We start from the raw sequence: 24,314 nt of genomic DNA, 5'->3' as shown, positions 1-24,314 counted from the left end.
AAATCCACTATTCGTCCGCCTGGCATCGGAATCCGGCGGTTTTATTTTATTGACGGAATTTGAGTATGCCTGCTGCTTTGATTAAAGATTTTCTGCTGACCCAAGGTTTAAAGCTGCCGCCCGACGAGGTACGGACGGCGTATCTGACCGTGAAGGCGGTGATGGATATGGGGATGGCTTCGATAGACCGTTCGGTTTTGTGGCGCAATTATGAAGATTGGAAACTTGCCGATTACCTGCCGTGCGATGATGTCCGCGAAGACAGCCTGAAACAGCTTTTTATGGCCCTGGATTCGGTATTCTCGCGCTCCGAAGGCGTGCGCGCCGCAGCCGTTTATGCCCTGATGCCGTCTGAAAACGCCGCCTTCCGGCTGGTTTGCCTGTCCCAACAGGGAGAAGGTTTGGAAAACATATGGAATCCGGATGAAAATGTTGCCGATGTTTCGCTTGCCTGCCGTTGCGCGCAAAGCGGCTGGATGAATATTGCTTCGGATGTGGGCCGCTGGCTGGCATTGGGCGAGCTTTCCGGCGAACGCAACCGGCATTCGGCGGCGCAACTTTCCATTCCCGTTTGTACCGAGAGCGGCGGCGTGCTGGGCGTGGTTCACGTCGAATTTGAAAAAGCCGGTTGTGCGGACGAGGCGGCGCAGGCGGAATGGATTGCATTGGCGCTGGCGTTGTCCGAACCTTTGAAGCAGCTTTTGGGCATCACTGCCGCAGAAGGAGATGAAAATGTCTGAATTATTAAACTATGTCGCTTCGTGCCGCCTGCCGACCGAATGGGGCGTGTTTACGATGCACGGTTTTGAAGAAGCAAGCGGGCAGGAACACGTCGCGCTGACCGTCGGCGATTGTTCAGACGGCAATCCGGTTCTGACGCGCATCCACTCGGAATGCCTGACAGGAGACGCGCTGTTCTCAAAAAAATGCGACTGCGGGCCGCAACTGGAAGCGGCGATGAGGGCGGTGCAGGCAGAGGGGCGCGGCGTTATCGTTTATCTGCGTCAGGAAGGACGCGGCATCGGGCTGATTAACAAAATCCGCGCCTATCATTTGCAGGATCAGGGTATGGATACGGTTGAGGCGAACGTGGCACTCGGGCTGCCCGTCGATGCCCGCGATTTCCGTTTGGCGCAATATATCTACGAATATCTGGGCATCCGCTCGGTCAAACTGCTGACCAACAACCCCGAAAAAATCCAAACCCTGAAAGATGCGGGGATTAACGTGGTCGAACGCATCCCGCTGCACGTCGGGGAAAATCTGGAAAACGAGCGTTATCTCCAAACCAAAGCAGACAAGCTGGGGCATCTGATGTCGGAATAAGGCAAAGATGCAGGGAACGGGCATCCTGCGCCGCCTTTCGGGAAACAGGTTTCCATACCTTAATAAAGCAATAAGTTTTATAAAGTTACAGGGTGCGGATACAAACGCATTGCGGGACGGGTTTGAAGCATACGCCCGACATACCTGATTGGGCGGATACCGGGCGCGGGTTTCTGCATACGCGCAAACATCTTAATATAATGGATTGATATTTATGATTTTCTCCATCATCGTCCCTATTTACAATGTGGAAAAATACCTCCGCTGCTGCGTGGATTCCGTGCTTGCCGAAAATTTTGCCGATTATGAAATGATTTTGGTCGATGACGGTTCGCCGGACGGCTGCGGGAAGATTTGCGACGAATATACAGGCAAATATCCGCATATAAAAGTGATTCATCAAGAAAACGGCGGGCTGTCGGATGCCCGCAACGCCGGTATCCGGGCGGCAAAAGGCGATTACCTAATCTTTTTGGACAGCGACGATTATTGGGCCGATACCAACCGTTCAAAAAACGCGGGGGGGGGGGATTCTCTTTGATTTACAACAACTTGCAGACAAAAAGGTTGATTTGATCCTGCATCCCTCGTCCTTCAATTACCGCGACATCCCCAAAGGGGCGGACTTTTCGGATAATGATTTTGTCCGCCATTTTGAAACGCTGGTGGAGGGGCGGTACTATATCGCCAACGCGTGGACAAAGATTGTCAGGCGGGAAATCATCATTAAAAACAATCTGTTTTTCCCAAAAGGATACATTCACGAGGATTTCCCGTACAGTTTGCAATTGGCGCGTTTTATCAAGACTTTTGCCTTTTACGATAACCCTTTTTACCAGTACCGCGTTCTCGGCGGCTCTATCAGCCACAACATCAAATACAAAAATTTCAGCGATGTGCTGACGCATCTCGACCGGGGTGTGGATTTTTTAGTCGAAAACAAAAATTCCCCCATCTACGGCGGTTTGCAAAAATTTGTCTTCGACAATATCGGCTATCTGAGGTCTATATTGGTAAGGCTTTATTTTTCCAAAAACATTATCCTCATCTACCGGAAATATTTTTCATTTAAAGAAAAATGCAGAAAGATATTCGGCGCGAAGACGATGCATCCGATTTTTATCGGGAAGACCGCATTCATCATAGGATTGCCGATATTGCGCCTGCTCGTACCGCCTATGCTGTACCCGGCAATCAAGGCCGTTTATCAGAAATTTTTTTCGGAATAAGCTTCCGGCAAACCCCGAATCGGAAGCGGGCGGGAAGAAACAGCCGCCCCGCCGGCGGGGATTGCGGCAATGCCGTCTGAAGCCACGAATCCGGCTTCAGACGGCATCTGTTTACCAAAAAGCAAATAATTCGGTTTGGCGAAAAAAACAGATTTGCTTTTTGGTAAATACGCGATTACAATCCGCTACATCCGATTTCTACAAAGGATGAAACGATGACCGACACAGCCGGTCTGCGCCGCCGCAACCTGCGGCAATGGATAGCAGAACACTACGGCGGTTTGCAAACCCGTTTTGCCGAAGCCGTTGCCCTCAACACAGGCGAACTCTCCGCCCTTTTGAAAAACAAATCCTTCGGCGAGAAAAAAGCCAGAAAAATCGAACAGGCGGCGAACATGCCTGCCATGTGGCTGGATCAGGAAAACCCTGCCGCCCAAACCGACCATCAAGAAAGGCGCACCATGTCCCATATCTCCACCATCCCCGAAATCCTAGCAGACATCAAAGCCGGCAAAATGGTCATCATTACCGATGCCGAAGACCGCGAAAACGAAGGCGACCTGCTGATGGCGGCGCAATTCGTTACCCCCGAAGCCATCAACTTTATGATTAAAAACGCGCGCGGCTTGGTCTGCCTGCCGATGGCTGGCGAAATGGTCGAAAAACTCGGGCTACCGATGATGACCCAGAAAAACGGCGCGCAATACGGCACCAACTTTACCGTCTCCATCGAAGCCGCACACGGCATTACCACCGGCATTTCCGCCGCTGACCGCGCACTGACTATTCAAACCGCCGTTTCACCGACCGCCAAACCTGAAGACATCGTCCAACCCGGTCATATCTTCCCGCTTCGCGCCCAAAAAGGTGGCGTACTCGTCCGTGCCGGACACACCGAAGCCGGTGTCGATCTGGCGCAAATGAACGGGCTTATCCCTGCCGCCGTCATCTGCGAAATCATCAACGACGACGGCACCATGGCGCGTATGCCCGAGCTGATGAAGTTTGCCGAAGAACACAAGCTCAAAATCGGCACGATTGCCGACCTCATCGAATACCGCAGCCGTACCGAAAGCCTGCTTGAAGACATGGGCAACGCACCCGTACAAACCCCGTGGGGCGAGTTCCAACAACACGTTTACGTCGACAAGCTCTCCGGCGAAACCCACCTCGCCCTCGTTAAAGGCACACCCTCCGCCGACGCAGAAACCCTAGTCCGCGTCCACGAACCCTTCAGCGTCATGGACTTCATCCAAGTCAATCCGCGCCATTCCTGGTCATTGCCCAAAGCCCTTGAGCGTGTCCAACAGGCAGAAAGCGGCGTAGTCATCCTTCTGCACCGCACCGAAGACGGCGCATCCCTGCTCGACCGCACCCTGCCTAAAGGCGCAAACCAAGCCTACAAATGGGACAGCAAAAGCTACGGCATCGGCGCGCAAATCCTCGCTGGCCTCAACGTCGGCAAACTGCGTGTGTTAGGACAGCCCTCCGCCTTCACCGGACTTACCGGCTTCGGTTTGGAAGTCATCGGCTTTGAAGAAGCAGAAAACAAATAAACCGCCCGTCCTATCAAAAGGTCGTCTGAAACCCGAATTCCGGTTTTCAGACGACCTTTTGCTATAAATTACCTGATTCAGCCAGAACCTCCCATAAAAGTCATTATTATAGTTTATTCTAAATAAAAATAATAATATAATAAACTAAGAATAATTTCAGAGTAATTTTTATTGCATTAAAAAATAGAAATGTAACATAATACTCACCATCAAGAATGAATCCTCTCCTCCTGATATTTTATTTAACCCTAAAACAAAAGGATATAATTATGCCTAATAGCTTTATCGACCGCCGCACAGAAATATACAACCAACGAAATCAAAATAAGATTACGTTGAGTTTACGTTTATCCATTAAAGATGATTTGATTTTGCAAGAGCTTGCCGATGCTTGGGAAACAACCCGCCAAGATATCATCAATGATTTAATTCAAGAATTTATTATTCAAGACTGGGAGAACAAACGAATGATTGACAAACAAAAAGAAGAAGAATTTGATAATTCAACTACAACACGATATTTCTTATTAAATACTAATAGTGCCAACGACCTGGAAGACCATAATTTTATGATGACAAACCAAGTAGCTGCTGCATTTGAAGATGGCTACAAAGAAAAAATCTGTCGGATTAAAAAAGGAGACTATGTATTCCTATACGCCTCTGGACAAGGAATTGTTGCATATGGTCAAGCAACAGGAATCATAGAGAAAACTCATCATTACGGCGTTGATAATAAAACATTTTTTCAGAAACTAGAACATTTTATCGATTTAAGTCAGAATCCAATCAAAGCAAAACAGGTTAAATCCATTTTGGGACGTTCTTTTCCTTTTGCCCAAACATTATCTCAGATTACTGATGGGGAAAAACTGTTGGAGAATCTCAAATAAGACAAAGTAAGGCTACAAGTATCCTGTAAAATGGCAGTTAAATTTTAAAAGGCCGTCTGAAAATTTTCAGACGGCCTTTTAAGTTTGTTATCCAATTCAAAAACAGCAAATATAAAAAAGCCGATAACCTTTCCGATGTATCGGCTTTCGCTATCTGCCCAACGCTTAATTTTTGCCGGGTAATTCTTTTTCGCTCAATGGTTTGATGTACCAAATATCGCGGCAGTAGTCCGCAATGGAGCGGTCGGATGAGAAGAAGCCCATATTGGCGATGTTGATCAAGGCTGATTTGCGCCACGCGGAGGTGTTGCGGTAGTGTCCGTCCGCTTTGTATTGCGTGTCGATATAGCTGCGGAAATCCGCCATCAGTTGATAGTAGTCGCCGTACGGCTGCAACACATCCTTGTAGCGGCCCGGCTCTTCCGGCGAAAACGCACCTTGGCTGATTTGGTTGACGACGCGGCGCAGGTCGCTGTCGCGCTCGATATAGCTCAAGGGGTCGTAACCGTTGCGGCGGATTTCTTCGACTTGTTCGACGGTATTGCCGAAGATATAGCAGTTGTCCGCGCCGACTTTTTCCAAAATTTCGACGTTCGCGCCGTCCAGCGTACCCATACAGATTGCGCCGTTGAGGGCGAATTTCATATTGCCGGTGCCGGATGCTTCCGTCCCCGCCAGTGAAATTTGTTCGTGCAAATCGGCGGCAGGAATGATGATTTGGGCGAGGCTGACGCTGTAATTTGGGATGAACACGACTTTAATCAGGTCGCGGATGCGCTCGTCGTTGTTGATGACTTTGGCAACGTCGTTAATCAGGCGGATGATTTTTTTCGCCATATAGTAGGCGGATGCGGCTTTGCCGGCAAAGATAAACACGCGCGGCTGCCAATCGTAATCCGGGTTTTCCAAGATTTTGTTGTAGCGGTCAACAATGTGCATCACGTTCAAGGCTTGGCGTTTGTATTCGTGGATGCGTTTGATTTGGATGTCGAAAAGCGCGTCGGTGCTGACTTTGATACCCAACTCGGTTTCGATGTATCGGGCGAGGCGTTCTTTGGCGGCTTTTTTGACTGCGCCGAACTCCGCCTGCACGGCGGCATCGTCCGCCCTGCCGTTGAGCTTGGTCAGCTTGTCCAAATGCAAACGCCAGTCGTCTCCGCCCAAATGTTTGTCGAGGAACTTGGTCAACTCGGGGTTGGCGATGTTGATCCAGCGGCGCGGGGTTACGCCATTGGTAACGTTGGTAAAGCGTTCGGGGAACACTTTGGCGAAGTCCGCAAAAATGGTGTTGACCATCAGGTCGGAGTGGATTTTCGCTACGCCGTTGACCTTATGCGAACCGATGACGGCAAGCCAACCCATACGCACGCGGCGGCCGTGGGTTTCGTCGATGATGGAGACGCGGCGGACAAAGTCTTCATCAAAACCCTGTTCCTGTACGCTGTTGAGGAAGTGGGCGTTGATTTCAAAGATAATGTCCAGATGTCGGGGCAGCAGGCGCGCCATCAGTTCGACCGGCCAGGTTTCCAAGGCTTCGCTCATCAATGTGTGGTTGGTGTAGGAGAAGATTTTGCAGCACATTTCCCATGCTTTTGTCCATTCGAAGCCTTCTTCGTCAATCAGGATACGCATCAACTCCGGAATGGCGAGTACGGGATGGGTGTCGTTCAGGTGGATGGCGGCTTTGTCGGCAAGATTTTCAACGCTCGGGAAACGGCATTTGTGGCGTGCGACGATGTCTTGAACCGAGGCGGAAACAAGGAAATATTCCTGTTTCAGGCGCAGCTCTCTGCCGCTGTCGGTAGAATCGTTCGGATAGAGGACGCGGGAGATGTTTTCGTCGCTGTTTTGCGCGCGGACGGCAGAGGCATAGTCGCCCTTGTTGAAGTCGGCAAGGTTGAACAGTTTGCCGGCGTGCGCCGTCCACAAGCGCAACGGGTTGGCACATTCGCCGCCGTAGCCCGGGATGATTTCGTCGTATGCCATCGCGGAGATTTCTTCTTCGGGCAACCATTCTTTTTTGCCGCCCATGTTCAGAAGCTGACCGCCGAAACGGACGGAATACTGTTTGTTCGGACGGGCAAACTGCCAAGCCAAATCCTGATCCAGCCACAAATCGGGTTTTTCAACCTGCTGTCCGTCCGCGATTTCCTGTTTGAACATACCGTATTGGTAGCGGATGCCGTAGCCCATTGCTGGAATCCGCAAAGTGGCGAGCGAATCGAGGAAGCAGGCGGCAAGGCGGCCCAAACCGCCGTTGCCCAGGCCGGGGTCCTGTTCTTGTTCGCACACGTCGGCGAACGCTTTGCCCAGTTGGCGGAACGCCTCTTCAAATTCGGCGTAAACGCCTTCATTAATCAAGGCGTTGACAAAAGCGCGGCCGAGCAGGAATTCCATAGACAGGTAGTAAACCATACGCTTACCGTTTTCGATGTGGGCGCGGCGGGTTTTCAGGAAGTCTTCGGCAATCAGGTCGCGTGCGGCAAGCATGGCGGCGTTGAGCCATTGGTGTTCGTTGGCATCTTTGGGGTCTGCGCCCAAGATGAAAATCAGTTTGTAGACAATCGCTTTGCGGATGGTCTCGGCATCCGGTTTGGGCATGACGTAGTCGAAACCGGAAATGGGAAGTTTTTGAGCCATGTGAAACAGCCTTTCTCTGCGGGGTGATTGAAAAATAGGTTTCCGTATGCCGTCTGAAGGGTCGCCGGTTCAGACGGCATTTCTTTTATTTGTGTTCTTTATGTTCGGACAGGTCATGCTTCCTGCTTCAAAACCCAAATGCCCATATGTCCGGCGGCAAACCGATTTTCAGAAACATTGTAATTAAATTTCTCCGATGGTACGCAAGAAACCTGCCACCGTCCTTGAGGCAGGTTAAAAAACTGCCGATTACGCGCACCGTTGACCAACAGCAGCCACTGCCCGTCCAGCAGAACCTGCATCGATTTCGCCGTCCTGTCGTGCCAGTTTTCATGATTCATCGGCACTCCGTCGGCATTCAGCCAGCACACCCTGCCCTCCGTCCACCAGATGTTTTCGTTCAAAATGCCGATTTCCCGGCGCAGGGCAATCAGCGATTTCGTGTAATCCTGCAACATTTTGTCCGCGTCCTGCCAGTCCAGCCACGCAATCGGGTTGTCTTGGCAATAGGCATTGTTGTTGCCCTGCTGGCTGTTGCCGAACTCGTCGCCGCCGAGCAGCATCGGGATGCCGTTGGAAAGGAACAGCGAGGAGAGCAGTGCTTTAGCGGTGTATTCGCGGCTTTGCCGTATATCCGCATCGTCGGTCGTGCCTTCGATGCCGTGGTTGTAGCTGATGTTGCCGTTGTGTCCGTCGCGGTTGCCTTCGCCGTTGGCATCGTTGTGTTTTTCGTTGTAGCTGACCAAGTCGCGCAGGGTGAAGCCGTCGTGGGCGGTAATGAAGTTGAGGCTTGCCGAGGGCTTGCGTCCGCCGTGGCGGAACAGGTCGGATGAGCCTGCCAGACGTTCGGCAAACGCGCCCAAATTGCCGTTTTCCCATACCCAAAACGCGCGCATATCGTCGCGGAAACGTCCGTTCCATTCGGCAAACGGCGGCGGAAACTGCCCCAAACGGTAGCCGTCGCCGCCGATGTCCCATGCTTCGGCAATCAGTTTCACATCTGCCAGCACGGGGTCTTGGTAAAGCGTTTGGAAAAAATGCCCGTCCGTTCGGAAATCCGGCCCGCGTCCCAAAACCGTTCCCAAGTCGAAGCGGAAACCGTCTATATGGAAGTGTTCCGCCCAATAGCGCAGGCTGTCCGAAGCCCAACGCGCCACATCGCGGTCGGCAATACGCAGCGTGTTGCCGCAGCCCGACCAGTTTTCATAACCGCCGTGCGGCTTGTGCCAATACCAGCGCGCATTGTCGATACCGCGCTGGCACAGCATCGCGCCTGCTTCGTCCTGTTCGGCGGTATGGTTGTACACCACGTCCAAAATCACTTCCAAACCTGCCGTGTGCAGCGATTTGACCGCCTGTTTCAGCTCCGCCGCAGCCTGTTCCGCCTCCGCCGCATAGGACGGCTCGACCGCGAAATGGGCACAAGTGTTGTAACCCCAATAGTTCGACAGCCCCGCCTGCTGCAAATGGTATTCGTCAAGATGCTGCTGAACCGGCAGCAGCTCGACCGTGGTAACGCCCAAATCCTTCAAATAGGCAATCACGCGCGCATCGGACAGGGCGCGGTATGTGCCGGCATGTGCCAAATCGGGAAACTGTTTGGTCAGCCCCTTGACGTGCGCCTCGTAAATCACGGTTTGCGCCAAGGGGATGCGCGGACGGCGGTCGCCGCCCCAGTCGAAACCGTCATCGCCCCGCACCACGCTTTTGGGAGCAAATGCCGCGTTGTCGCGCCCGTCCTCCGGTCTGAACCATGCCATCTCTTCCGCATTGCGGAAACCCGGTTTGCCGTCGGTCTGCCGCGCATACGGATCGAGCAGCAGCTTTTGCGGATTGAAACAGGATTCCGCCTCCGCGTCCGCCCTGCCGTACACGCGGTAGCCGTAACGCTGCCCCGCGCCGATTCCGCGCACAAAGCCGTAAAACACCGTGCCTTCGTGCGAAGGCAGCTCCAGCCGCGTTTCCCCGCCTTCGCCGTCAAACAGGCACAGCTCCACTTTTTCGGCATTGCCTGAAAACAAGGCGAAATTGACCCCGCCATCCATCGGTGTCGCCCCCATCGGATAAGGAAAGCCGCTTTCGATAACATATTTTTCGGCAACCATAAAACCGTTCCAAAAATAAAATAATCAAATGATTCATTCTGATACGATCAGATAAAGCCCTGATGCCGTCTGAAACCGGCTTTCCCGCCTTCAGACGGCATCTCAAACTTCAAAACCCGATTCACAGGGCGATGCTTTATGTGCCGTTCTGTGTGTTGAAACATCGGTTAAACATCGTTTACAAAAACGCCAACGCGCCCCACCGCATTCAGACGGCATCCCAAGGCTCGGAATGCCGTCTGAACGCCTTTGCGGCAGGCAGTCAAAGCCGTCCTGCCCCCAATCCGCCCTATCCCCTGGGCAATGCCTCTTCATCCAGCGATTTGAGCCATGCCAGCTTTTCGCCGATTTTGATTTCCAGCCCGCGCGGGACGGGTTGGTAGAAGTCCGGTTCGTCCAAGCCGTCGGGCATATAGCTTTCGCCGGCGGCGTAGGCGTTCGGTTCGTCGTGGGCGTAGCGGTATTCGCGTCCGTAGCCCAATTCCTTCATTAACTTGGTCGGGGCGTTGCGAAGATGGACAGGCACTTCGTCGCTGCTGTTTTCTGCAACAAATCGGCGCATTTGTTTATACGCTTTGTAGCCCGCGTTGGATTTCGCGGCGGCGGCAAGGTACAGCACGGCTTGCGCCAGCGCGAGTTCACCTTCGGGCGAGCCTAAGCGTTCAAATGTTGCGGCGGCATCGTTGGCGATTTGGAAGGCGCGCGGGTCGGCAAGCCCGATGTCTTCCCAAGCGATACGCACGATGCGGCGGGCGAGGTAGCGCGGGTCGGTGCCGCCGTCGAGCATACGGCAGAACCAATACAGCGCGGCGTTAGGATGCGAACCGCGCACGGATTTGTGCAGGGCGGAGATTTGGTTGTAGAAACTCTCGCCGCCTTTGTCGAAACGGCGGATTTGCGCCCCGAGACTGTCGGCGAGAAATTCAGCGGTTAAGTTTTTTAGACGGCGCGTGTCGGCGGCGCGTAAAAGTTGTTCCAACAGATTCAACAATCTGCGCGCATCGCCGTCGGCGGTATTGACGAGTAGATCCTGCGCGTCGGCCTCAATCGTGAAATCCCGGTATTCGGGCAAAGCCAAAACTTTGGCAATCAGTTTCTTGAGGCCGTCTGAAGACAAGGATTGCAAAACATACACCTGCGCGCGGCTCAACAGCGCGGGATTGACTTCAAACGACGGATTTTCCGTCGTCGCGCCGATAAAGGTCAGCAAACCGTTTTCCACATAAGGCAAAAACGCGTCCTGCTGCGCCTTGTTGAAACGGTGGACTTCATCGACAAACAAAATCGTCGCCCTCCCCTGCTGCAAAGCGATTTCAGCCTTATCGATTGCCCCGCGTATGTCTTTCACTCCTGAAAACACGGCGGAAACAGGCAGAAACTGGGCATTAAAACTCTGCGCCAAAATCCGCGCCAAAGTCGTCTTGCCCACGCCCGGCGGCCCCCACAGCAACATAGAATGCGGCTTGCCGCCTTCCACCGCCACCCGCAGCGGCTTGCCTTCGCCGATTAAATGCTGCTGCCCGATAACATCATCAAGCGTATGCGGGCGCAGGCGTTCGGCAAGCGGCGCGTCGGGTTGGCGGGTGAAAAGGTCGGACATGGCGGTTTCCGCAAAGGTTTTCAGACGGCATGGATTATACGTCAGTTGCGCGGAACGCACACATCGTTCTGCTTACGGTATAATGCGTAAATTTCAAATAAAAGTACGATTATCATGAAGAAAACCTTATCCACCACCATGCTTGCGGTTTTATTGAGCGGCTGCGCTGTCGGCGGCGGCAACACATTCGGTGGCTTAGACGGCGGCACGGGTATGGGCGGCAGCATCGTCAAAATGGCGGTAGAAAGCCAATGCCGTGCGGAATTGAACAAACGCAGCGAATGGCGTTTGACCGCGCTGGCGATGAGTGCCGAAAAACAGGCGGAATGGGAAAACAAGATTTGCGGCTGCGCTACCGAAGAAGCACCCAACCAGCTGACCGGCAACGATGTGATGCAGATGCTGAACCAGTCCACGCGCAATCAGGCAATTACCACCGTTACCGCCAAAACGGTTTCCGCCTGTTTCAAACGCCTGTACCGCTAACCTTCTTCAGACGGCATGAGGCAGATGCCGTCTGAAGCCGTTTTCCTGCAATTTCGACAGACGAGAAAAATCATGAAATACATCAGCACGCGCGGCGAAACCGCACACAAACCGTTCAGCGAAGTTTTATTGATGGGGCTGGCACCCGACGGCGGCCTGATGCTGCCGGAACATTATCCGCAAATCGGGCGCGAAACCTTGGACAAATGGCGCGGTTTGGCTTATCCCGAATTGGCGTTTGAAATCATGCGCCTGTTCGTTACCGATATTCCGGAGGACGATTTGCGCGACATTCTGAACCGTACTTACACGGAAGCGGCGTTCGGTACTAAGGAAATCACCCCCGTCCGCACGCTTTCAGACGGCATCAAAATCCAAGCCTTGTCCAACGGCCCGACGCTGGCGTTCAAAGATATGGCGATGCAGTTTTTGGGCAATGCGTTTGAATATGTTTTAAGCAAAGAAGACAAAAAACTCAATATCTTGGGCGCAACCAGCGGCGATACGGGTTCGGCTGCGGAATATGCCTTGCGCGGCAAAAAAGGCGTGAACGTATTTATGCTGTCGCCCGACGGTAAGATGAGCGCGTTCCAACGTGCGCAGATGTACAGCCTGCAAGATGAGAATATCCACAATATCGCCGTGAAGGGGATGTTTGACGACTGTCAGGACATTGTGAAGGCGGTGCAAAACGATGCCGCGTTCAAGGAAAAATACCATATCGGTACGGTCAACTCGATTAACTGGGGACGCATCGTCGCGCAAGTGGTTTATTACTTTGCAGGCTATTTCAAAGCGACGCAAAGCAATGACGAGCAAGTCAGCTTCTGCGTGCCGAGCGGCAACTTCGGCAACGTTTGCGCGGGACACATCGCCAAACAGATGGGTTTGCCTATCCGCCGCCTGATTGTCGCGACCAATGAAAACGATGTGTTGGACGAGTTTTTCAAAACCGGCGCGTACCGCCCGCGCAACAGCGCGCATACTTATGTTACCTCCAGCCCGTCGATGGACATTTCCAAAGCGTCCAACTTCGAGCGTTTCGTGTTCGACCTGATGGATCGCGATCCTCAGGAAATCAATACGCTGTGGGCAGAAGTGGCGGCGGGAAAAGGCTTTGACCTGCGGTTTGCTTTAGAAAAAGTCGGCGGCAAATACGGCTTTACTTCCGGCAAATCTACCCACGCCGACCGCCTCGCCACCATCAAGCAGGTTTACGAGCAAGACCAAGAACTCATCGACCCGCATACTGCCGACGGCGTAAAAGTCGCCCGCGAAGTGCGCGAAGAAGGTGAAACGGTGGTTTGTTTGGAAACCGCGTTGGCTGTGAAATTCGATGCGACCATACGCGAAGCCGTCGGCGATGTCGCCATTCCACGCCCTGCCGCGTTGGAAGGTTTGGAAAGCCTGCCGCAGCGCGTACAAACCGTGCCGAACAGTGCGGATGCGGTAAAAGGCATCATCGAACAAACCCTTGCCTGATGTCCCGTGTGGGCAGCATTCCGTCCGAACTTAAGATTGAAAGAAAATGACCTTACCTATGCAGGAAACCCGTTTTTCCATACTGCTGGACGAATTGGCGGCAAAACAGGAGGCAGCCATCGCTCCCCACCTGCTTGCCGACGGAACCAAGGTATGGGTACGCAAAGCAGGCAGGCACAATGCGCGGTGGCGTTACGCGCTGCTCGGTATGGTTGCCCGATATTTGAAACTGGGGGTGTTAAAGCCGGTTCCCAGCCTCGGCGGCGAGCCTGCCATTGCAACCGAGTCGAAACGCCTGTACGAATTGCGCGCGGCGGGGATAGTCGTTCCCGAATTGCTCGCCGTCCGGAAAAATGCCCTTATGTTCGGCAATTTGGAAGGCATCCCGCTCGATACGCAAATCCGCCAAGAAGCCGAGGCTGGAAAGTCGGACGCTTGGCTTGCCGGTTTGGAAGCCATTGCACGCGTGCATAAAAAACGGCAGTTCCTCAGTCAGGCGTTTGCGCGGAATATGATGTCGGACGGAAAAAACATCAGCTTTTTGGATTTTGAAGACGACCCTTCCGAAGTCCTGACCCACGCGCAATGCCAAGCCCGCGATTGGCTCTGCTACATCCATTCGACCGCGCTGATATTGAAAAACGGCGGACTGCTGGAAGCGGCTGCGGAAAAATGGGGCGGCGTATTGTCGGATCAGCCTGCCGAAATACAAAGGCTGATTGCCGCCACCGTCAAACCGATCCTCCCGATACGCAGGCTGGAACACCCCCGCTGGGGACGGGACGCGCTCAGGCTGGCCGCCTCGATTTCCCTGATTTCCCTTGCCGATATGCCGCCATAAGCCGCCGCCCGCCCCGCGATGCCGTCTGAAGCCCTTCAGACGGCATATGACCGCCGCGCATCAAGCATTGTCGCAACCATCCGTTTCGTTTAGAATTTTGGCTTTATCCCGAATCGGGCAGACATTTTCACTCTGCCTCACGTCCCGAACAAGCACTATCCATTTCTTTTACTGACAGGAAACCCAAATGGCAGCATTCAATACCCAGAAAGTATTGTCCGTACACCACTGGACAGACGCATATTTTACCTTTACCTGCACCCGCGACGAATCGTTGCGCTTTGAAAACGGACAGTTCGTTATGGTCGGATTGATGGCAGACGGCAAGCCGCTGATGCGTGCATACAGCGTCGCCTCCGCCAACTGGGAAGAACACCTCGAATTTTTCAGCATTAAAGTCCAAGACGGCCCGCTGACCAGCCGCCTGCAACACCTCAAAGTCGGCGACGACGTGTTAATCAGCAAGAAACCGACCGGAACCTTGGTTGCCGGCGACCTGAATCCGGGCAAACATCTTTACCTGTTGAGCACCGGTACCGGCATCGCCCCTTTCTTGAGCATCACCAAAGACCCCGAAATTTACGAGCAATTTGAAAAAATCATCCTCGTACACGGCGTGCGCTACAAAAAAGATTTGGCGTACTACGACCGCTTTACCAAAGAATTGCCCGAACACGAATACCTCGGCGACTTGGTTAAAGAAAAACTGATTTACTACCCGATTGTTTCGCGTGAAGAATTCGAACACCACGGCCGCCTGACCGACCTGATGGTAAGCGGCAAACTGTTTGAAGACATCGGTCTGCCCAAAATCAATCCTCAAGACGACCGCGCCATGCTGTGCGGCAGCCCTGCGATGCTGAAAGACACCTGCAAAGTTTTGGACGATTTCGGTTTGACCGTCTCTCCGAAAACAGGCGTGCGCGGTGATTACCTGATTGAGCGCGCATTTGTGGACCAATAATCTACTTGAAAATGCCGTCTGAACGGCATCAGCAATCAAAAATCCCGAATCCTGCCAATCAGGATTCGGGGTTTTTATAGTGAATTAAATTTAAATCAGGACAAGACGGCGAGCCGCAGACAGTACAAATAGTACGGCAAGGCGAGCCAACACTGTACCGGTTTAAATTTAATTCACTATATAGTGGGTAAAAATTAGAAATGCACATTTCCGTCATTCACGCGCAGGCGGGAATCCAGACCTATCCGTTAATTAGCATTTGAAAATAAAAGAAAAACCAAGCATATGGGTTCCCACTTGCGGAGGAATCTTCATCGTCTCATTTTTGTTTTCATCAACTTTTCCTAAACTTTCCTGTTTGGCTGCATAATCAGACTTGACTTTGTTATTTTCCATATTGAGCTTCTCTTAATTTGAAAAAATTAACATAAACATTTAAAAATAAAACAAAATTATATAATAAAAAAAATAATGAGAATATAAAGGATAAAAAGAGAGTTAAGTTATTTAATCGGACTTGTTCTCTATAAATCATAAGACACCAAATAAGCCATAATAAATTTAGTAAATAAAAACTGCTTATACCCAACTTTCTTTTCTTGGAACCTATTATTATTTCAACTCTAGATGAAAAAATAGAATTTAAAAATTTTTTTCTTTGATATATCGTTAATATCTCCCTAGTTTTTCTTAAAAAAATATAATCATATATATACTACACAACATTGGTAATAAATAAATTAAAAGCGAAAGGTAATTAAATTGATAATTGTAAATTATATAATAAACAACATACGAAGAAAAAATTATTATAGATGATTTGCTATACGAATAAAAAAATATCCTACCTAGCCCGAACTTTCTTATAATTTGTACTATGTGATTATCCATTTCAATATCCATTTAAGCTTTCAATTAATTTTCTATATTTTTCAATGGCATGTATCATGCTGTGCTTGGGAAATATCATCTTGGTTGATGATCAAGCCATGTATGCAAAGATTGGAATATGGTATCTGTCGTGCTAATAATGCCCCCGTTACTGTTATACGTCTAAAGCAACGCTGTCCGTCATTGTTCGGACGGCATTTTTTCAGACGGCATGTCCACCTGCTTGTGAAGCCGCATAGCATTGCCCAATACGACCAGCGAACTGAAGCTCATGCCCAGCGCGGCTATCCACGGTTGGACATAGCCCAAAACGGCAAGCGGTACGGCAATGATGTTGTAAGCACTCGCCCACGACAGGTTCTGACGGATAATCTGCCGCGTCCTTCCCGCCTGTACCAGCATATGCGGAACGGTATTCAAATCTTCGTTTAAAAGGACGATATCCGCGCCGTCCCTTGCAATATCGGTTCCTCCCGCCACCGCTGCAGAAGTATCGGCCTGTGCCAAAACAGGGGCGTCGTTGATGCCGTCGCCTATCATCAACACTCTTTTCCCTTCTTTCTGCAAAGCCTTGACATATTCCAACTTGTCTTCCGGCATGGCTTGGGAACGGTAATGTCCAATACCCAAGGCGCGTGCGGTTTCTGCAACGGCGGTTTCACGGTCTCCGCTGAGCAGGTGCAGGGTCAGGTGTTGCCGCTTCAACTTGCGTACAACTTCCTCTGCCCCTTCCTTCAACGGGTCTTGAAGATAAAACACAGCTTGGAAACCGAGCTGGTTGCCGAGATAGACCGCGCTGCCGCTTTCTGAAGACTGTTCATCTTGCGGAGGTTCTCCGGCGATTTTGGCGACATAAGCCGCCCTGCCCAATGCCCACACCTGCGTTTCCTCGTTGATGGTCAGTTGCGCGCCTACGCCTTCACCGACGTGATTGAGGCGTTGTCCGACCCGTATGTCAGGAATCATGCCGTCTGAAACACGGTGGTTGAGGATGGCACGGGCAAGGGGATGTTCGGACTGTTGTTCCAACGCCTGCGCCACCGCGAGAACAAAGGCTTCGTCTGTGCCGCTCAACAATGAGATACGGCTGACGGTGGGATTTCCCTGGGTCAGCGTTCCTGTTTTATCGAAGATGATGTCGGTGGTTTGGGCGAGCGTTTCCAGGGTTTGCTTACCGCTGATTAAAATGCCTTCGCGCGCCAGCGAACCGGTAGAAGCTGCCAAGGCCGTCGGCGTGGCAAGCGATAAGGCGCACGGACAGGTAATGACAAGCAGGGCGACGGTAATCCAAAGCGCGGTATGCGCGTCGGCGTACAGCGTCCAGCCGATGAAGACGGGGACGGCAAGCAGCAGCTCCCCGAAAATGAAAGACGAGGCGTATTGTTCCGCCAATTCGGCAGTGCGCGGTTTTTGCGCCAAGGCGCGGTCGAGCAGGCGGACGATGTGCGACAGTCGCGTGCCGCCGCCGGTGCGGTCGGTACGTATAATCAGGGGGCTTTGCGTATTGAGTGTGCCGGCGGTTACTTTTTCAGACGGCATTTTGGCGACGGGCAGGCTCTCGCCGGTCAGCATAGATTCGTCAACCGTGCTTGCGCCTTCCAGCACCGTGCCGTCAACGGGTATGGTTTCGCCCGGTTTGACCATCACGGTATCGCCCGCCTTCAGTTTGACGACGGCGGCTTCTTCAATGTCTTGGCTGCCGGGATAGCCGGGCATCCGGTGGCAGAAGGCGGGTATCAGTTTCACCAGCCTTTCGGCGGCATCGCCTGCCTTGCGGCGGGCAATGTGTTCCATAAAGCGTCCGCCCAGCAGGAAAAACAGCAGCATCGCGATGGATTCAAAATACATCCCCTGCCCTGCGTTGGTGGCGAGGCTGTAAATGCCGGCGGCAAAGGTCATAATGATGGCGGCGGCAATCGGCGTGTCCATACCGGCGCGGCGGTTTTTCAGGTCGCGCAACGCGCCTTGATAAAACGGGACGGCGCAATAAAATACGACGGGCAACACCATTAAGAAACCGCCCCAATGGAGGATTTTCAAAAAATCGGGTTCAATGTCGCCGCCGTAAAGGTAGGTCGGCAGCGCGAACATCATCGTCTGCATCATCCCTAGTCCGGCAACGGCAAGGCGAACGATATATTGTTTCCGCTCCTTCTGATTGGCGGCTTCGATTTTTTGCGCGTCATAGGGTGCGGCGGTGTAGCCTGTCTGCCGGATTTTCAACAGAATGTCGGAGAGGCGGATTTTGCCGTCCTCCCAAACGACGCGGCAGCGGTGCGTGCTGTAATTGAGGTCGATGCGGACGATGCCGTCTGTACGCAAAAGCTGCTGTTCGATCAGCCAGACGCAGGCGGCGCAGGTGATGCCGCCGAGCATTAAAACCGCCTCGCGCGTGCCGCCGTGGGTTTCCACAAAGTCGGACTGGACTTCGGGCAGGTCGTACAGGCGGATTTGGTCGAGGATTTCTTGGGGCGGCAGCTCGGTTTTTTGCGCGTCGGCGGTGCGTTGTTTGTAATAACTGCCCAAGCCCGCGTCAATAATGCTTTGTGCGACCGCCTGACAGCCGGCGCAGCAGGTTTCGCGGTCTTCGTTTTCGTAACGGACGGTCAGATGCAGGTTTTCGGGAACATCCAGCCCGCAGTGGAAACAGGTTTTTTTCATGGCGTTTCGGTTTCGTCTGTGTTTGGTGCGGCGGCACAATACTCGGCAATGGCTTCGCGCAGTGCGTCTATACCGGTATTTTCAGCAACGGAAATGCGGACGGCAGCAATTTTTCCCGCAGCGTCGCGCCATATGCCCGTGTTTTGTTCTTCAGACGGCAGCAGGTCGGTTTTGTTGTACACCTTGATGCAAGGAATATCGCCGGCATGGATTTCTTGCAGTACGTTTTCCACGTCTTCAATCTGCTGTCCGCTGTTCGGGGCGGCGGCATCGACGACGTGCAGCAGCACATCGGCTTGCGCGGTTTCTTCCAGCGTGGCGGAAAATGCCGAAATCAGCTTGTGCGGCAAATCGCTGACGAATCCGACGGTATCGGTCAGGATAATGCTGCATTTCGGATGGATATAAAGCCGCCGCGCCGTGGTGTCGAGTGTGGCGAAAAGCTGGTCTTTCGCATATATGCCCGACTTGGTCAGCCGGTTGAACAGGCTGGATTTGCCGACATTGGTATAGCCGACCAGCGCAAACGTTTTGATTCTGCCCGATTCGCGGGACTTGCGGCGCAGGACGCGCTGTTTTTTGAGGCTGGAAAGCTGTTTTTTCAAGGCGTTGATTCGATGGGCGATCAATCGGCGGTCGGTTTCCAGTTTGGTTTCGCCGGGGCCTTTCATGCCGATACCGCCGCGCTGGCTTTGCAGGTGTCCGTAACCGCGTATCAAGCGTCCGGCCAAATGGCTCAATTGTGCCAACTCGACTTGCAGCCTGCCTTCCTGAGTGCGGGCGCGACGGGCGAAAATCGCCAGAATCAGCCCTACCCTGTCCAATACGCGGCATTGGAAGATTTTTTCCAAATTGCGTTCCTGCGTGGGCGTGAGTTCGTGGTTGAATACGACCAAATCGATGCCGTCTGCAGCAACTGCTTCCGACAGCTCCGCCGCCTTGCCCGTGCCGACAAACAGCGCCGTATGCGGGCGGTCGCGTTTGGCGGTCTCCACAATGACGGGATTGCCGCCCGCCGCCTTGACCAGCTCCACCGCTTCCGCCAATGCCGTCTGAAATCCGCTCAGACGGGCGGCACTGCTGCCCGTACCGTCTTTGTCCAACATTACGCCCACCAGCATGACGCGTTCGGGTTGCGCTTGGGTACTGCCGTTGCGGCCTGTTCTGCCTGTCATGTATTCAATCCTGTAAATAAAGGGTAACGCCGCGTCCCGGGCTGTCTTCTGGGGCAAGCGTGATACGGCTGCCTGTCATTCCGCCAACGCTGAAGACGATGCCGCCCGCCTCGTGCCTTCCTATGGACAGGCGGCTGCCGAGCCGCTGCCGGTAGGTATAACGGGTACACGCGTCCAAACACCAGCGTCCGCGCCAGTGGATGAAATATTTTTCGCCTTTTCTAACCGCAAGCGTCTCGCCGCCGTTTACCTCAAAATAAGGGTAATCGGGTTTTCGGGTTTTAAACTGCCATTTCGCCTGCGCGCGCCGTCCGTTGCGGACATAGTCGAATACCGCCGTATAAAGCGTACCGTATTCCAAAGGCTTGAGCGGGAAAAGCGCGAATTGGTACGCGGTCAACCTGCCGTTGGGGTCGTTGCCGGCGGTTAAAACCCTGACGGGGCGGATTTCGTTTTTACCCTGATACAGCTTGAAACTTTTCATCGCAATTTTGCCTGCCGCCTCGGAAAAATCAATGCTGGCAGGATTGCCCGTCATTTCATATCCCGGCACGGGGTCGGGACGTTCCCCGTAAAAATAAGGCAGTGCGCCGCTGCCAACCGGATAGGCTGTATAAAGCAGCTCTTGTGCGGGCATGACTTCGTCGGTGTACACGACCGCACCGTTGTGGCAGGCGTTGCGGTAATAGTGCCGTCCCGCTTCAGGCTGATTTCTGCCTTGGGCGCAATGCCGCTCAAACCTGCCGTTGCCCTGATTGAATACGACGACGGTTTTACCGTTTTCGCGCACAAATGCCGCTCCTGCCTCATCCGTATGGCGGTCAAGCAGGGAAAGGCGGTGGTAGATTGCGCTCATCAATCCGTCAACCTGGCGTTGCTGCGTGCGGATGTCGCTGTCGGACGATTCGGCGGCTTCCTCTTCCGTGCTGATGTTTTCATGCACGCCGTTGTAGAGATACCCGGCAAGGCGTGTGCGTTCGGTCAGCTTTTGTGCTGTGTAGTGCGGATTATCGGGATGGTGTTCGCCGTGTCCGTCTTCGGGATTGAGCGTGAGGTAACGTGCGTGCCTGCGGGCGGAGTTTTCCAATACAGGCGCGTGTGCCAGCTCGTGCAAACCGATTTGTGTGCGGATGAGGTTGAGGTAGTGCAACGCATCGCCCTCTCCCCTGATTTGCGGTGCAGACGGATAGACAAGTTCCCCCACGGGCAGGGATTGGTTTTGGGTATAGTAGAAAACGCCTGCTGCCGAGCCCAACAGAAGCAGCCAGATAACAAGGGATTTCATGATGTCGCCCTCCCGACGCGTCAATGGGGTGTTTTATCAAAACGGCAAACTTGTCAATGCGGTTTCCGCTTGCCGATTGCCAAACCGACAAACCTTTCCCCGTGCCGATGCCGAACCCGATGCCGTCTGAACCTTCAGACGGCATCGGGTGTTTATTTGTCCACCCGGATGGGTGCAGGTTCGTATTGTGTCGACTCGTCCCCGTAATACAACACTCCGAGTTTGATGGGGATTCTGCCCTGTGATTTGCGGTGGGCGTTGGAATCCCTCAGGGAATAGGCACAACCGCAATATTCCTGCTGGTAGAAGTTTTCGCGTTTGCTGATTTCGATCATGCGCGCGCTGCCGCCGCCTTTGCGCCAGTTGAAATCCCAATACACCACATCATCGTAAGGCGCGGCGGCACGGCGGCCGCAGTCGTTAATCTGGTTCATGTTTTTCCAACGGGAAATGCCCAGCGAACTGGTAAAGACGGGAAAACCGTGTTCATGCGCGTATTGCGCCGCCTTTTCAAAACGCATATCGAAACACATGGTGCAGCGGATGCCGCGTTCCGGCTCAAACTCCATACCTTTGGCTTTGGCAAACCATTCTTTACGGTCGTTTTCGTAATCGTCGTCTTTATCGATGAAAGGGATGCCGAACTTTTCTGCAAAGCGTACGTTTTCCTCTTTTCGGAGCATATACTCTTTGTGCGGATGGATATTGGGATTGTAAAAATAAATGGTGTAATCAATGCCGCTGGCCAGCATGGCTTCCATCACTTCGCCGCTGCACGGGGCGCAGCAGGAATGCAGCAAGACTTTTTTATGCCCGCCGGGCGGGACGAGTATGGGGCGGTCAATGTCGGTAACGGTAGGTTTGTTTTGTGTTTCCATTAACTTAACGATATCTGTCTAATACGGTTGAAGCGGCTATTTTATCAGAGCCGCCGAATGTAAAACAGAGTGTCAGGGCATCAGCCCGAGCTGCCTGAACGAGCAGACGGTTTGCGAGGTAACGATAAAATGGTCGAGCAGCGACACATCGACCAGCGACATGGCCTGTGCCAGCCGCCTTGTGAACATGATGTCTTCCTGCGAAGGTTCGGGCGAGCCGCCCGGGTGGTTATGCGCGATAATCAGGCTGTCGGCATACTCGTCCAAAGCCAGTTTGACGATTTCGCGGATGTAAATCGTGTTTTCCGCAACCGTACCACGCGACAGCTCCCTGACGGAAATCAGCTGGTTTTGGCGGTTCAACAGCAGCGCGACGCTGACTTCGACTTTTTCCTGCCCCAAATGAAAGCGTAAATAATCGGCCACCGTATCCGGATCGGACAGGACGATGCTCTCCTGCAATTCTTCCGCCAATATCCGCCTCCCGATTTCCCTGACCACGGCAAACTGTGTGAAACTTGCCGTCCCCATCCCTTTGTATGCCGACAGTTTGCCGACCTCCGCGCTCATCAGCCTCCCCAAACTGCCGAACTCCTGCAGCAAATAACGCGCCAAATCGACCGCACTCATTCCGCGCGTGCCGACGCGCAGCAGGATTGCCAAAAGTTCGGCATCACTCAAAGCCGCCGCCCCGCGTTCCAACAGCTTTTCCCTGGGCCTTTCGCCTTCCGGCCATTGCTTGATGCTCATGTTTTCCCTCTTTTAAATAGTCTGAGATGCCGTCTGGAACAAATGTTCCCACACGCCAAATATCCGAAATGCCGTCTGAAGCGGATTTCCGCTTCAGACGGCATCTGTATTTCAAAACAGTCTTACGCCGTTTCTTCCAACTCGATGGACGCCGCCAGAAGCGACAGGCGTGCCATTACGCCGTACACATAGAGGCGGTTGTGTTCGTTGTCCACATCGCAGTCTTTTTCGGAGCGCGGCATACCGAGTGAATCCCATTGTTCGAATACGCGCTTGCAGGCTTCGGGCGCTTCTTGGGAATTATCGCCGTTGCCGGTGGGAATGCTGTTGGACAGCGGAACAAACACCATACCGCCGGCGTTGAGGTTTTCGTCCGCACCGCGCCCTTCGTGTACGCGGAAAAAGCCGCCGATGACGAAGCGGTCCATCATATACACGACGGGTTCGCACACCGCGCCGTTGAAGGTTTCATAAGTATAAATCCCTTCTTGGACAATGACTTCACTGACTTCCAAGCCTTCTTTGACTTTCGCCATTTTGTTGCGGTTTTTGCGGTTCAAGCCGCGCACTTCATCGGCGGACTTGACGCTCATCACGCCCATGCCGTAAGTGCCTGCGTCTGCTTTCACAATAACGAAAGGCTGGTCAGTAATACCCAGTTCGTCGTATTTGGCTTGAATTTTCGCCAGCACGCGTTCTACCGCTTCTGCCAACGCATCTTCGCCTTCCCGCTCTTGGAAGTCCAAACCGCCGATTTTTTCAAAATACGGGTTAATCTGCCATTCGTCGATGTCAATCAGCTTGGCAAATTCGGCGGCAACTTGGTTGTATGCACCGAAATGAGCTGTTTTGCGGCGCGTCGTCCAACCGCCATGCAGCGGCGGCAAAACGGTTTGGCTGATGCCTTTGAGGATGTCGGGAATGCCGGCGGACAAATCGTTATTCAACAAAACCACGCAAGGCGAAAAGCCGTCGGCAAGATGGACGCGGTCGTGGGTTCGCAGCAAAGGCTCAAGCAGGATTTTGTCGCCCAATGCGGTTTCAAATTCAGCCGGTTCGGTTACTTCCGGATTCAGGCTGCCCAAGCGCACTTCATACCCTGCCGAACGCAAAATCTCGCCGAGGGCGTAAACGTTTTGCAGGTAGAACGTGTTGCGCGTGTGGTTTTCGGGAATAATCAATACGGATTTTGCCGTTTCGCAGGCACGCTGTACCGCATCTTGCGCCGCAACCGCCGCCAGCGGGATAAAGTTGGGATTCAAATTATTGAAGCCGCCGGGGAACAAATTCATATCAATAGATGAAATTTTGTAACCGGCATTGCGGATGTCGACCGAACCGTAAAACGGCGGACGGTGCACATTCCACTGCGAACGGAACCATGCTTCGATTTTTGCGTGGTTACACAGGATTTTCGCTTCAAATGCCTGCAGTTGAGCCAAATGCTCAGACGATATAACCGGTAATTTCATCTTTCCTCTGCCTGACGTGGTTTTAACAAGGTACAAATAATAATGCCTTTAAAAGAATCCCGACAAGTATTCTTTCATAT

General features: G+C 52.9%; 20 protein-coding genes and 2 pseudogenes. 11 read left to right on the top strand and 11 right to left on the bottom strand.

The genetic code is table 11. From position 1 onward, the window contains the following. The first annotated feature begins 65 nt into the window (after nt 1–65). From ACNAU7_RS01750 to ACNAU7_RS01740, 3 genes and pseudogenes are all read left to right on the top strand, one after another. The gene (locus ACNAU7_RS01750) at nt 66–740 is read left to right on the top strand and encodes a hypothetical protein (RefSeq protein ID WP_118782699.1); all 675 of its coding nucleotides are present in this window, start codon (nt 66–68) and stop codon (nt 738–740) included. Then, nucleotides 733–1,326, top strand: coding sequence for a GTP cyclohydrolase II (gene ribA / locus ACNAU7_RS01745; RefSeq protein ID WP_115177848.1), 594 nt, complete (start codon nt 733–735; stop codon nt 1,324–1,326). Before ACNAU7_RS01750 ends, ribA begins: the two co-directional genes overlap by 8 nt. Nucleotides 1,327–1,540: 214 nt before the next feature. After that, nucleotides 1,541–2,555, top strand: a pseudogene (locus ACNAU7_RS01740) (glycosyltransferase). Here ACNAU7_RS01740 and ACNAU7_RS01735 read toward each other — a convergent pair. Next, entirely contained in the window at nt 2,534–2,662 is a 129-nt protein-coding gene (locus tag ACNAU7_RS01735; RefSeq protein WP_017628988.1) for a hypothetical protein, read from the bottom strand. The pseudogene ACNAU7_RS01740 and the gene ACNAU7_RS01735 sit on opposite strands and share 22 nt — an antisense overlap. A gap of 108 nt (nt 2,663–2,770) precedes the next feature. On the opposite strand from ACNAU7_RS01735, the gene ribBA reads away from it, so the two are divergent. Together ribBA and ACNAU7_RS01725 are read left to right on the top strand one after the other, a co-directional pair. Continuing rightward, nucleotides 2,771–4,111 carry a bifunctional 3,4-dihydroxy-2-butanone-4-phosphate synthase/GTP cyclohydrolase II gene (ribBA, locus tag ACNAU7_RS01730; protein WP_416300104.1) on the top strand — a complete coding sequence of 447 codons (1,341 nt, stop codon included), beginning with the start codon at nt 2,771–2,773 and terminating at the stop codon, nt 4,109–4,111. A 269-nt stretch (nt 4,112–4,380) separates the two neighbouring features. After that, a complete protein-coding gene (locus ACNAU7_RS01725) occupies nt 4,381–5,004 on the top strand; it encodes a hypothetical protein (protein ID WP_025458424.1) in 624 nt (207 codons plus the stop codon). Nucleotides 5,005–5,169: 165 nt separating this feature from the next. Here ACNAU7_RS01725 and ACNAU7_RS01720 read toward each other — a convergent pair whose 3' ends face one another. Continuing rightward, entirely contained in the window at nt 5,170–7,644 is a 2,475-nt protein-coding gene (locus ACNAU7_RS01720; RefSeq protein WP_416300102.1) for a glycogen/starch/alpha-glucan phosphorylase, read from the bottom strand. 113 nt (nt 7,645–7,757) lie between these two features. Beyond that, nucleotides 7,758–9,749, bottom strand: coding sequence for a glycogen debranching protein GlgX (gene glgX, locus ACNAU7_RS01715; protein ID WP_416300100.1), 1,992 nt, complete (start codon nt 9,747–9,749; stop codon nt 7,758–7,760). A 62-nt stretch (nt 9,750–9,811) separates the two neighbouring features. Between glgX and ACNAU7_RS01710 the strand changes: the two genes are divergently transcribed. After that, entirely contained in the window at nt 9,812–10,132 is a 321-nt protein-coding gene (locus ACNAU7_RS01710) for a hypothetical protein (RefSeq protein ID WP_416300098.1), read from the top strand. Here ACNAU7_RS01710 and ACNAU7_RS01705 read toward each other — a convergent pair. After that, nucleotides 10,039–11,349, bottom strand: a complete 1,311-nt coding sequence (locus ACNAU7_RS01705) for a replication-associated recombination protein A (protein ID WP_416300096.1) — start codon at nt 11,347–11,349, stop codon at nt 10,039–10,041. The genes ACNAU7_RS01710 and ACNAU7_RS01705 overlap by 94 nt on opposite strands. 114 nt (nt 11,350–11,463) lie before the next feature. Here ACNAU7_RS01705 and ACNAU7_RS01700 point away from each other — a divergent pair, with 114 nt between their 5' ends. The 5 genes and pseudogenes from ACNAU7_RS01700 to ACNAU7_RS01680 form a co-directional block, all read left to right on the top strand. Beyond that, entirely contained in the window at nt 11,464–11,835 is a 372-nt protein-coding gene (locus tag ACNAU7_RS01700) for a hypothetical protein (RefSeq protein WP_416300094.1), read from the top strand. A 72-nt stretch (nt 11,836–11,907) separates the two neighbouring features. Beyond that, complete coding sequence (gene thrC, locus ACNAU7_RS01695) at nt 11,908–13,317, top strand: threonine synthase (protein ID WP_416300260.1); 1,410 nt, start codon at nt 11,908–11,910, stop codon at nt 13,315–13,317. A 46-nt stretch (nt 13,318–13,363) separates the two neighbouring features. Next, a complete protein-coding gene (locus tag ACNAU7_RS01690; protein ID WP_416300092.1) occupies nt 13,364–14,158 on the top strand; it encodes a hypothetical protein in 795 nt (264 codons plus the stop codon). 187 nt (nt 14,159–14,345) lie between these two features. After that, a complete protein-coding gene (locus ACNAU7_RS01685) occupies nt 14,346–15,122 on the top strand; it encodes a ferredoxin--NADP reductase (RefSeq protein ID WP_416300090.1) in 777 nt (258 codons plus the stop codon). A gap of 75 nt (nt 15,123–15,197) precedes the next feature. Further along, nucleotides 15,198–15,304, top strand: a pseudogene (locus ACNAU7_RS01680) (IS5/IS1182 family transposase); the annotation flags it as partial. Between the two features lie 70 nt (nt 15,305–15,374). Here ACNAU7_RS01680 and ACNAU7_RS01675 read toward each other — a convergent pair. The 7 genes from ACNAU7_RS01675 to gshA all read right to left on the bottom strand — a co-directional run bounded on the left by ACNAU7_RS01675 (nt 15,375) and on the right by gshA (nt 24,234). Continuing rightward, the gene (locus ACNAU7_RS01675) at nt 15,375–15,518 is read right to left on the bottom strand and encodes a hypothetical protein (protein ID WP_002244108.1); all 144 of its coding nucleotides are present in this window, start codon (nt 15,516–15,518) and stop codon (nt 15,375–15,377) included. A gap of 675 nt (nt 15,519–16,193) precedes the next feature. Then, a complete protein-coding gene (locus ACNAU7_RS01670; protein WP_416300085.1) occupies nt 16,194–18,674 on the bottom strand; it encodes a heavy metal translocating P-type ATPase in 2,481 nt (826 codons plus the stop codon). Beyond that, nucleotides 18,671–19,849 (bottom strand): GTPase HflX, encoded by a 1,179-nt coding sequence (gene hflX, locus ACNAU7_RS01665; RefSeq protein ID WP_416300083.1) that lies wholly within the window; start codon nt 19,847–19,849, stop codon nt 18,671–18,673. Before hflX ends, ACNAU7_RS01670 begins: the two co-directional genes overlap by 4 nt. Nucleotides 19,850–19,853: 4 nt before the next feature. Further along, nucleotides 19,854–21,134, bottom strand: a complete 1,281-nt coding sequence (locus ACNAU7_RS01660) for a CAP domain-containing protein (RefSeq protein WP_416300081.1) — start codon at nt 21,132–21,134, stop codon at nt 19,854–19,856. Nucleotides 21,135–21,286: 152 nt separating this feature from the next. Beyond that, entirely contained in the window at nt 21,287–22,012 is a 726-nt protein-coding gene (locus ACNAU7_RS01655; RefSeq protein ID WP_002233924.1) for an epoxyqueuosine reductase QueH, read from the bottom strand. A gap of 72 nt (nt 22,013–22,084) precedes the next feature. Next, nucleotides 22,085–22,762, bottom strand: a complete 678-nt coding sequence (gene radC, locus ACNAU7_RS01650; RefSeq protein WP_416300078.1) for a RadC family protein — start codon at nt 22,760–22,762, stop codon at nt 22,085–22,087. Nucleotides 22,763–22,884: 122 nt separating this feature from the next. Next, nucleotides 22,885–24,234 (bottom strand): glutamate--cysteine ligase, encoded by a 1,350-nt coding sequence (gshA, locus tag ACNAU7_RS01645; protein WP_416300076.1) that lies wholly within the window; start codon nt 24,232–24,234, stop codon nt 22,885–22,887. Between the last annotated feature and the right edge of the window lie 80 nt (nt 24,235–24,314).

Source organism: Neisseria sp. LACPHL-SPEC-2024-00856, assembly GCF_047915665.1.
GTDB lineage: Bacteria > Pseudomonadota > Gammaproteobacteria > Burkholderiales > Neisseriaceae > Neisseria > Neisseria polysaccharea.
This window is presented reverse-complemented; position numbering and strand designations above follow the sequence as displayed.

What these genes read in the sequence shown, in the direction of transcription:
- ACNAU7_RS01685 (WP_416300090.1), top strand. Translation starts at nt 14,346, where the DNA reads ATGGCAGCATTCAATACCCAGAAAGTATTGTCCGTACACCACTGGACA.
- ACNAU7_RS01750 (WP_118782699.1), top strand. Translation starts at nt 66, where the DNA reads ATGCCTGCTGCTTTGATTAAAGATTTTCTGCTGACCCAAGGTTTAAAG.
- ACNAU7_RS01710 (WP_416300098.1), top strand. Translation starts at nt 9,812, where the DNA reads ATGCCGTCTGAAACCGGCTTTCCCGCCTTCAGACGGCATCTCAAACTT.
- ACNAU7_RS01690 (WP_416300092.1), top strand. Translation starts at nt 13,364, where the DNA reads ATGACCTTACCTATGCAGGAAACCCGTTTTTCCATACTGCTGGACGAA.
- thrC (WP_416300260.1), top strand. Translation starts at nt 11,908, where the DNA reads ATGAAATACATCAGCACGCGCGGCGAAACCGCACACAAACCGTTCAGC.
- ribA (WP_115177848.1), top strand. Translation starts at nt 733, where the DNA reads ATGTCTGAATTATTAAACTATGTCGCTTCGTGCCGCCTGCCGACCGAA.
- ACNAU7_RS01670 (WP_416300085.1), bottom strand. Translation starts at nt 18,674, where the DNA reads ATGAAAAAAACCTGTTTCCACTGCGGGCTGGATGTTCCCGAAAACCTG.
- ACNAU7_RS01700 (WP_416300094.1), top strand. Translation starts at nt 11,464, where the DNA reads ATGAAGAAAACCTTATCCACCACCATGCTTGCGGTTTTATTGAGCGGC.
- ACNAU7_RS01735 (WP_017628988.1), bottom strand. Translation starts at nt 2,662, where the DNA reads ATGCCGTCTGAAGCCGGATTCGTGGCTTCAGACGGCATTGCCGCAATC.
- hflX (WP_416300083.1), bottom strand. Translation starts at nt 19,849, where the DNA reads ATGACAGGCAGAACAGGCCGCAACGGCAGTACCCAAGCGCAACCCGAA.
- ACNAU7_RS01720 (WP_416300102.1), bottom strand. Translation starts at nt 7,644, where the DNA reads ATGGCTCAAAAACTTCCCATTTCCGGTTTCGACTACGTCATGCCCAAA.
- ACNAU7_RS01725 (WP_025458424.1), top strand. Translation starts at nt 4,381, where the DNA reads ATGCCTAATAGCTTTATCGACCGCCGCACAGAAATATACAACCAACGA.
- ribBA (WP_416300104.1), top strand. Translation starts at nt 2,771, where the DNA reads ATGACCGACACAGCCGGTCTGCGCCGCCGCAACCTGCGGCAATGGATA.
- ACNAU7_RS01705 (WP_416300096.1), bottom strand. Translation starts at nt 11,349, where the DNA reads ATGTCCGACCTTTTCACCCGCCAACCCGACGCGCCGCTTGCCGAACGC.
- ACNAU7_RS01660 (WP_416300081.1), bottom strand. Translation starts at nt 21,134, where the DNA reads ATGAAATCCCTTGTTATCTGGCTGCTTCTGTTGGGCTCGGCAGCAGGC.
- radC (WP_416300078.1), bottom strand. Translation starts at nt 22,762, where the DNA reads ATGAGCATCAAGCAATGGCCGGAAGGCGAAAGGCCCAGGGAAAAGCTG.
- ACNAU7_RS01655 (WP_002233924.1), bottom strand. Translation starts at nt 22,012, where the DNA reads ATGGAAACACAAAACAAACCTACCGTTACCGACATTGACCGCCCCATA.
- gshA (WP_416300076.1), bottom strand. Translation starts at nt 24,234, where the DNA reads ATGAAATTACCGGTTATATCGTCTGAGCATTTGGCTCAACTGCAGGCA.
- glgX (WP_416300100.1), bottom strand. Translation starts at nt 9,749, where the DNA reads ATGGTTGCCGAAAAATATGTTATCGAAAGCGGCTTTCCTTATCCGATG.
- ACNAU7_RS01675 (WP_002244108.1), bottom strand. Translation starts at nt 15,518, where the DNA reads ATGGAAAATAACAAAGTCAAGTCTGATTATGCAGCCAAACAGGAAAGT.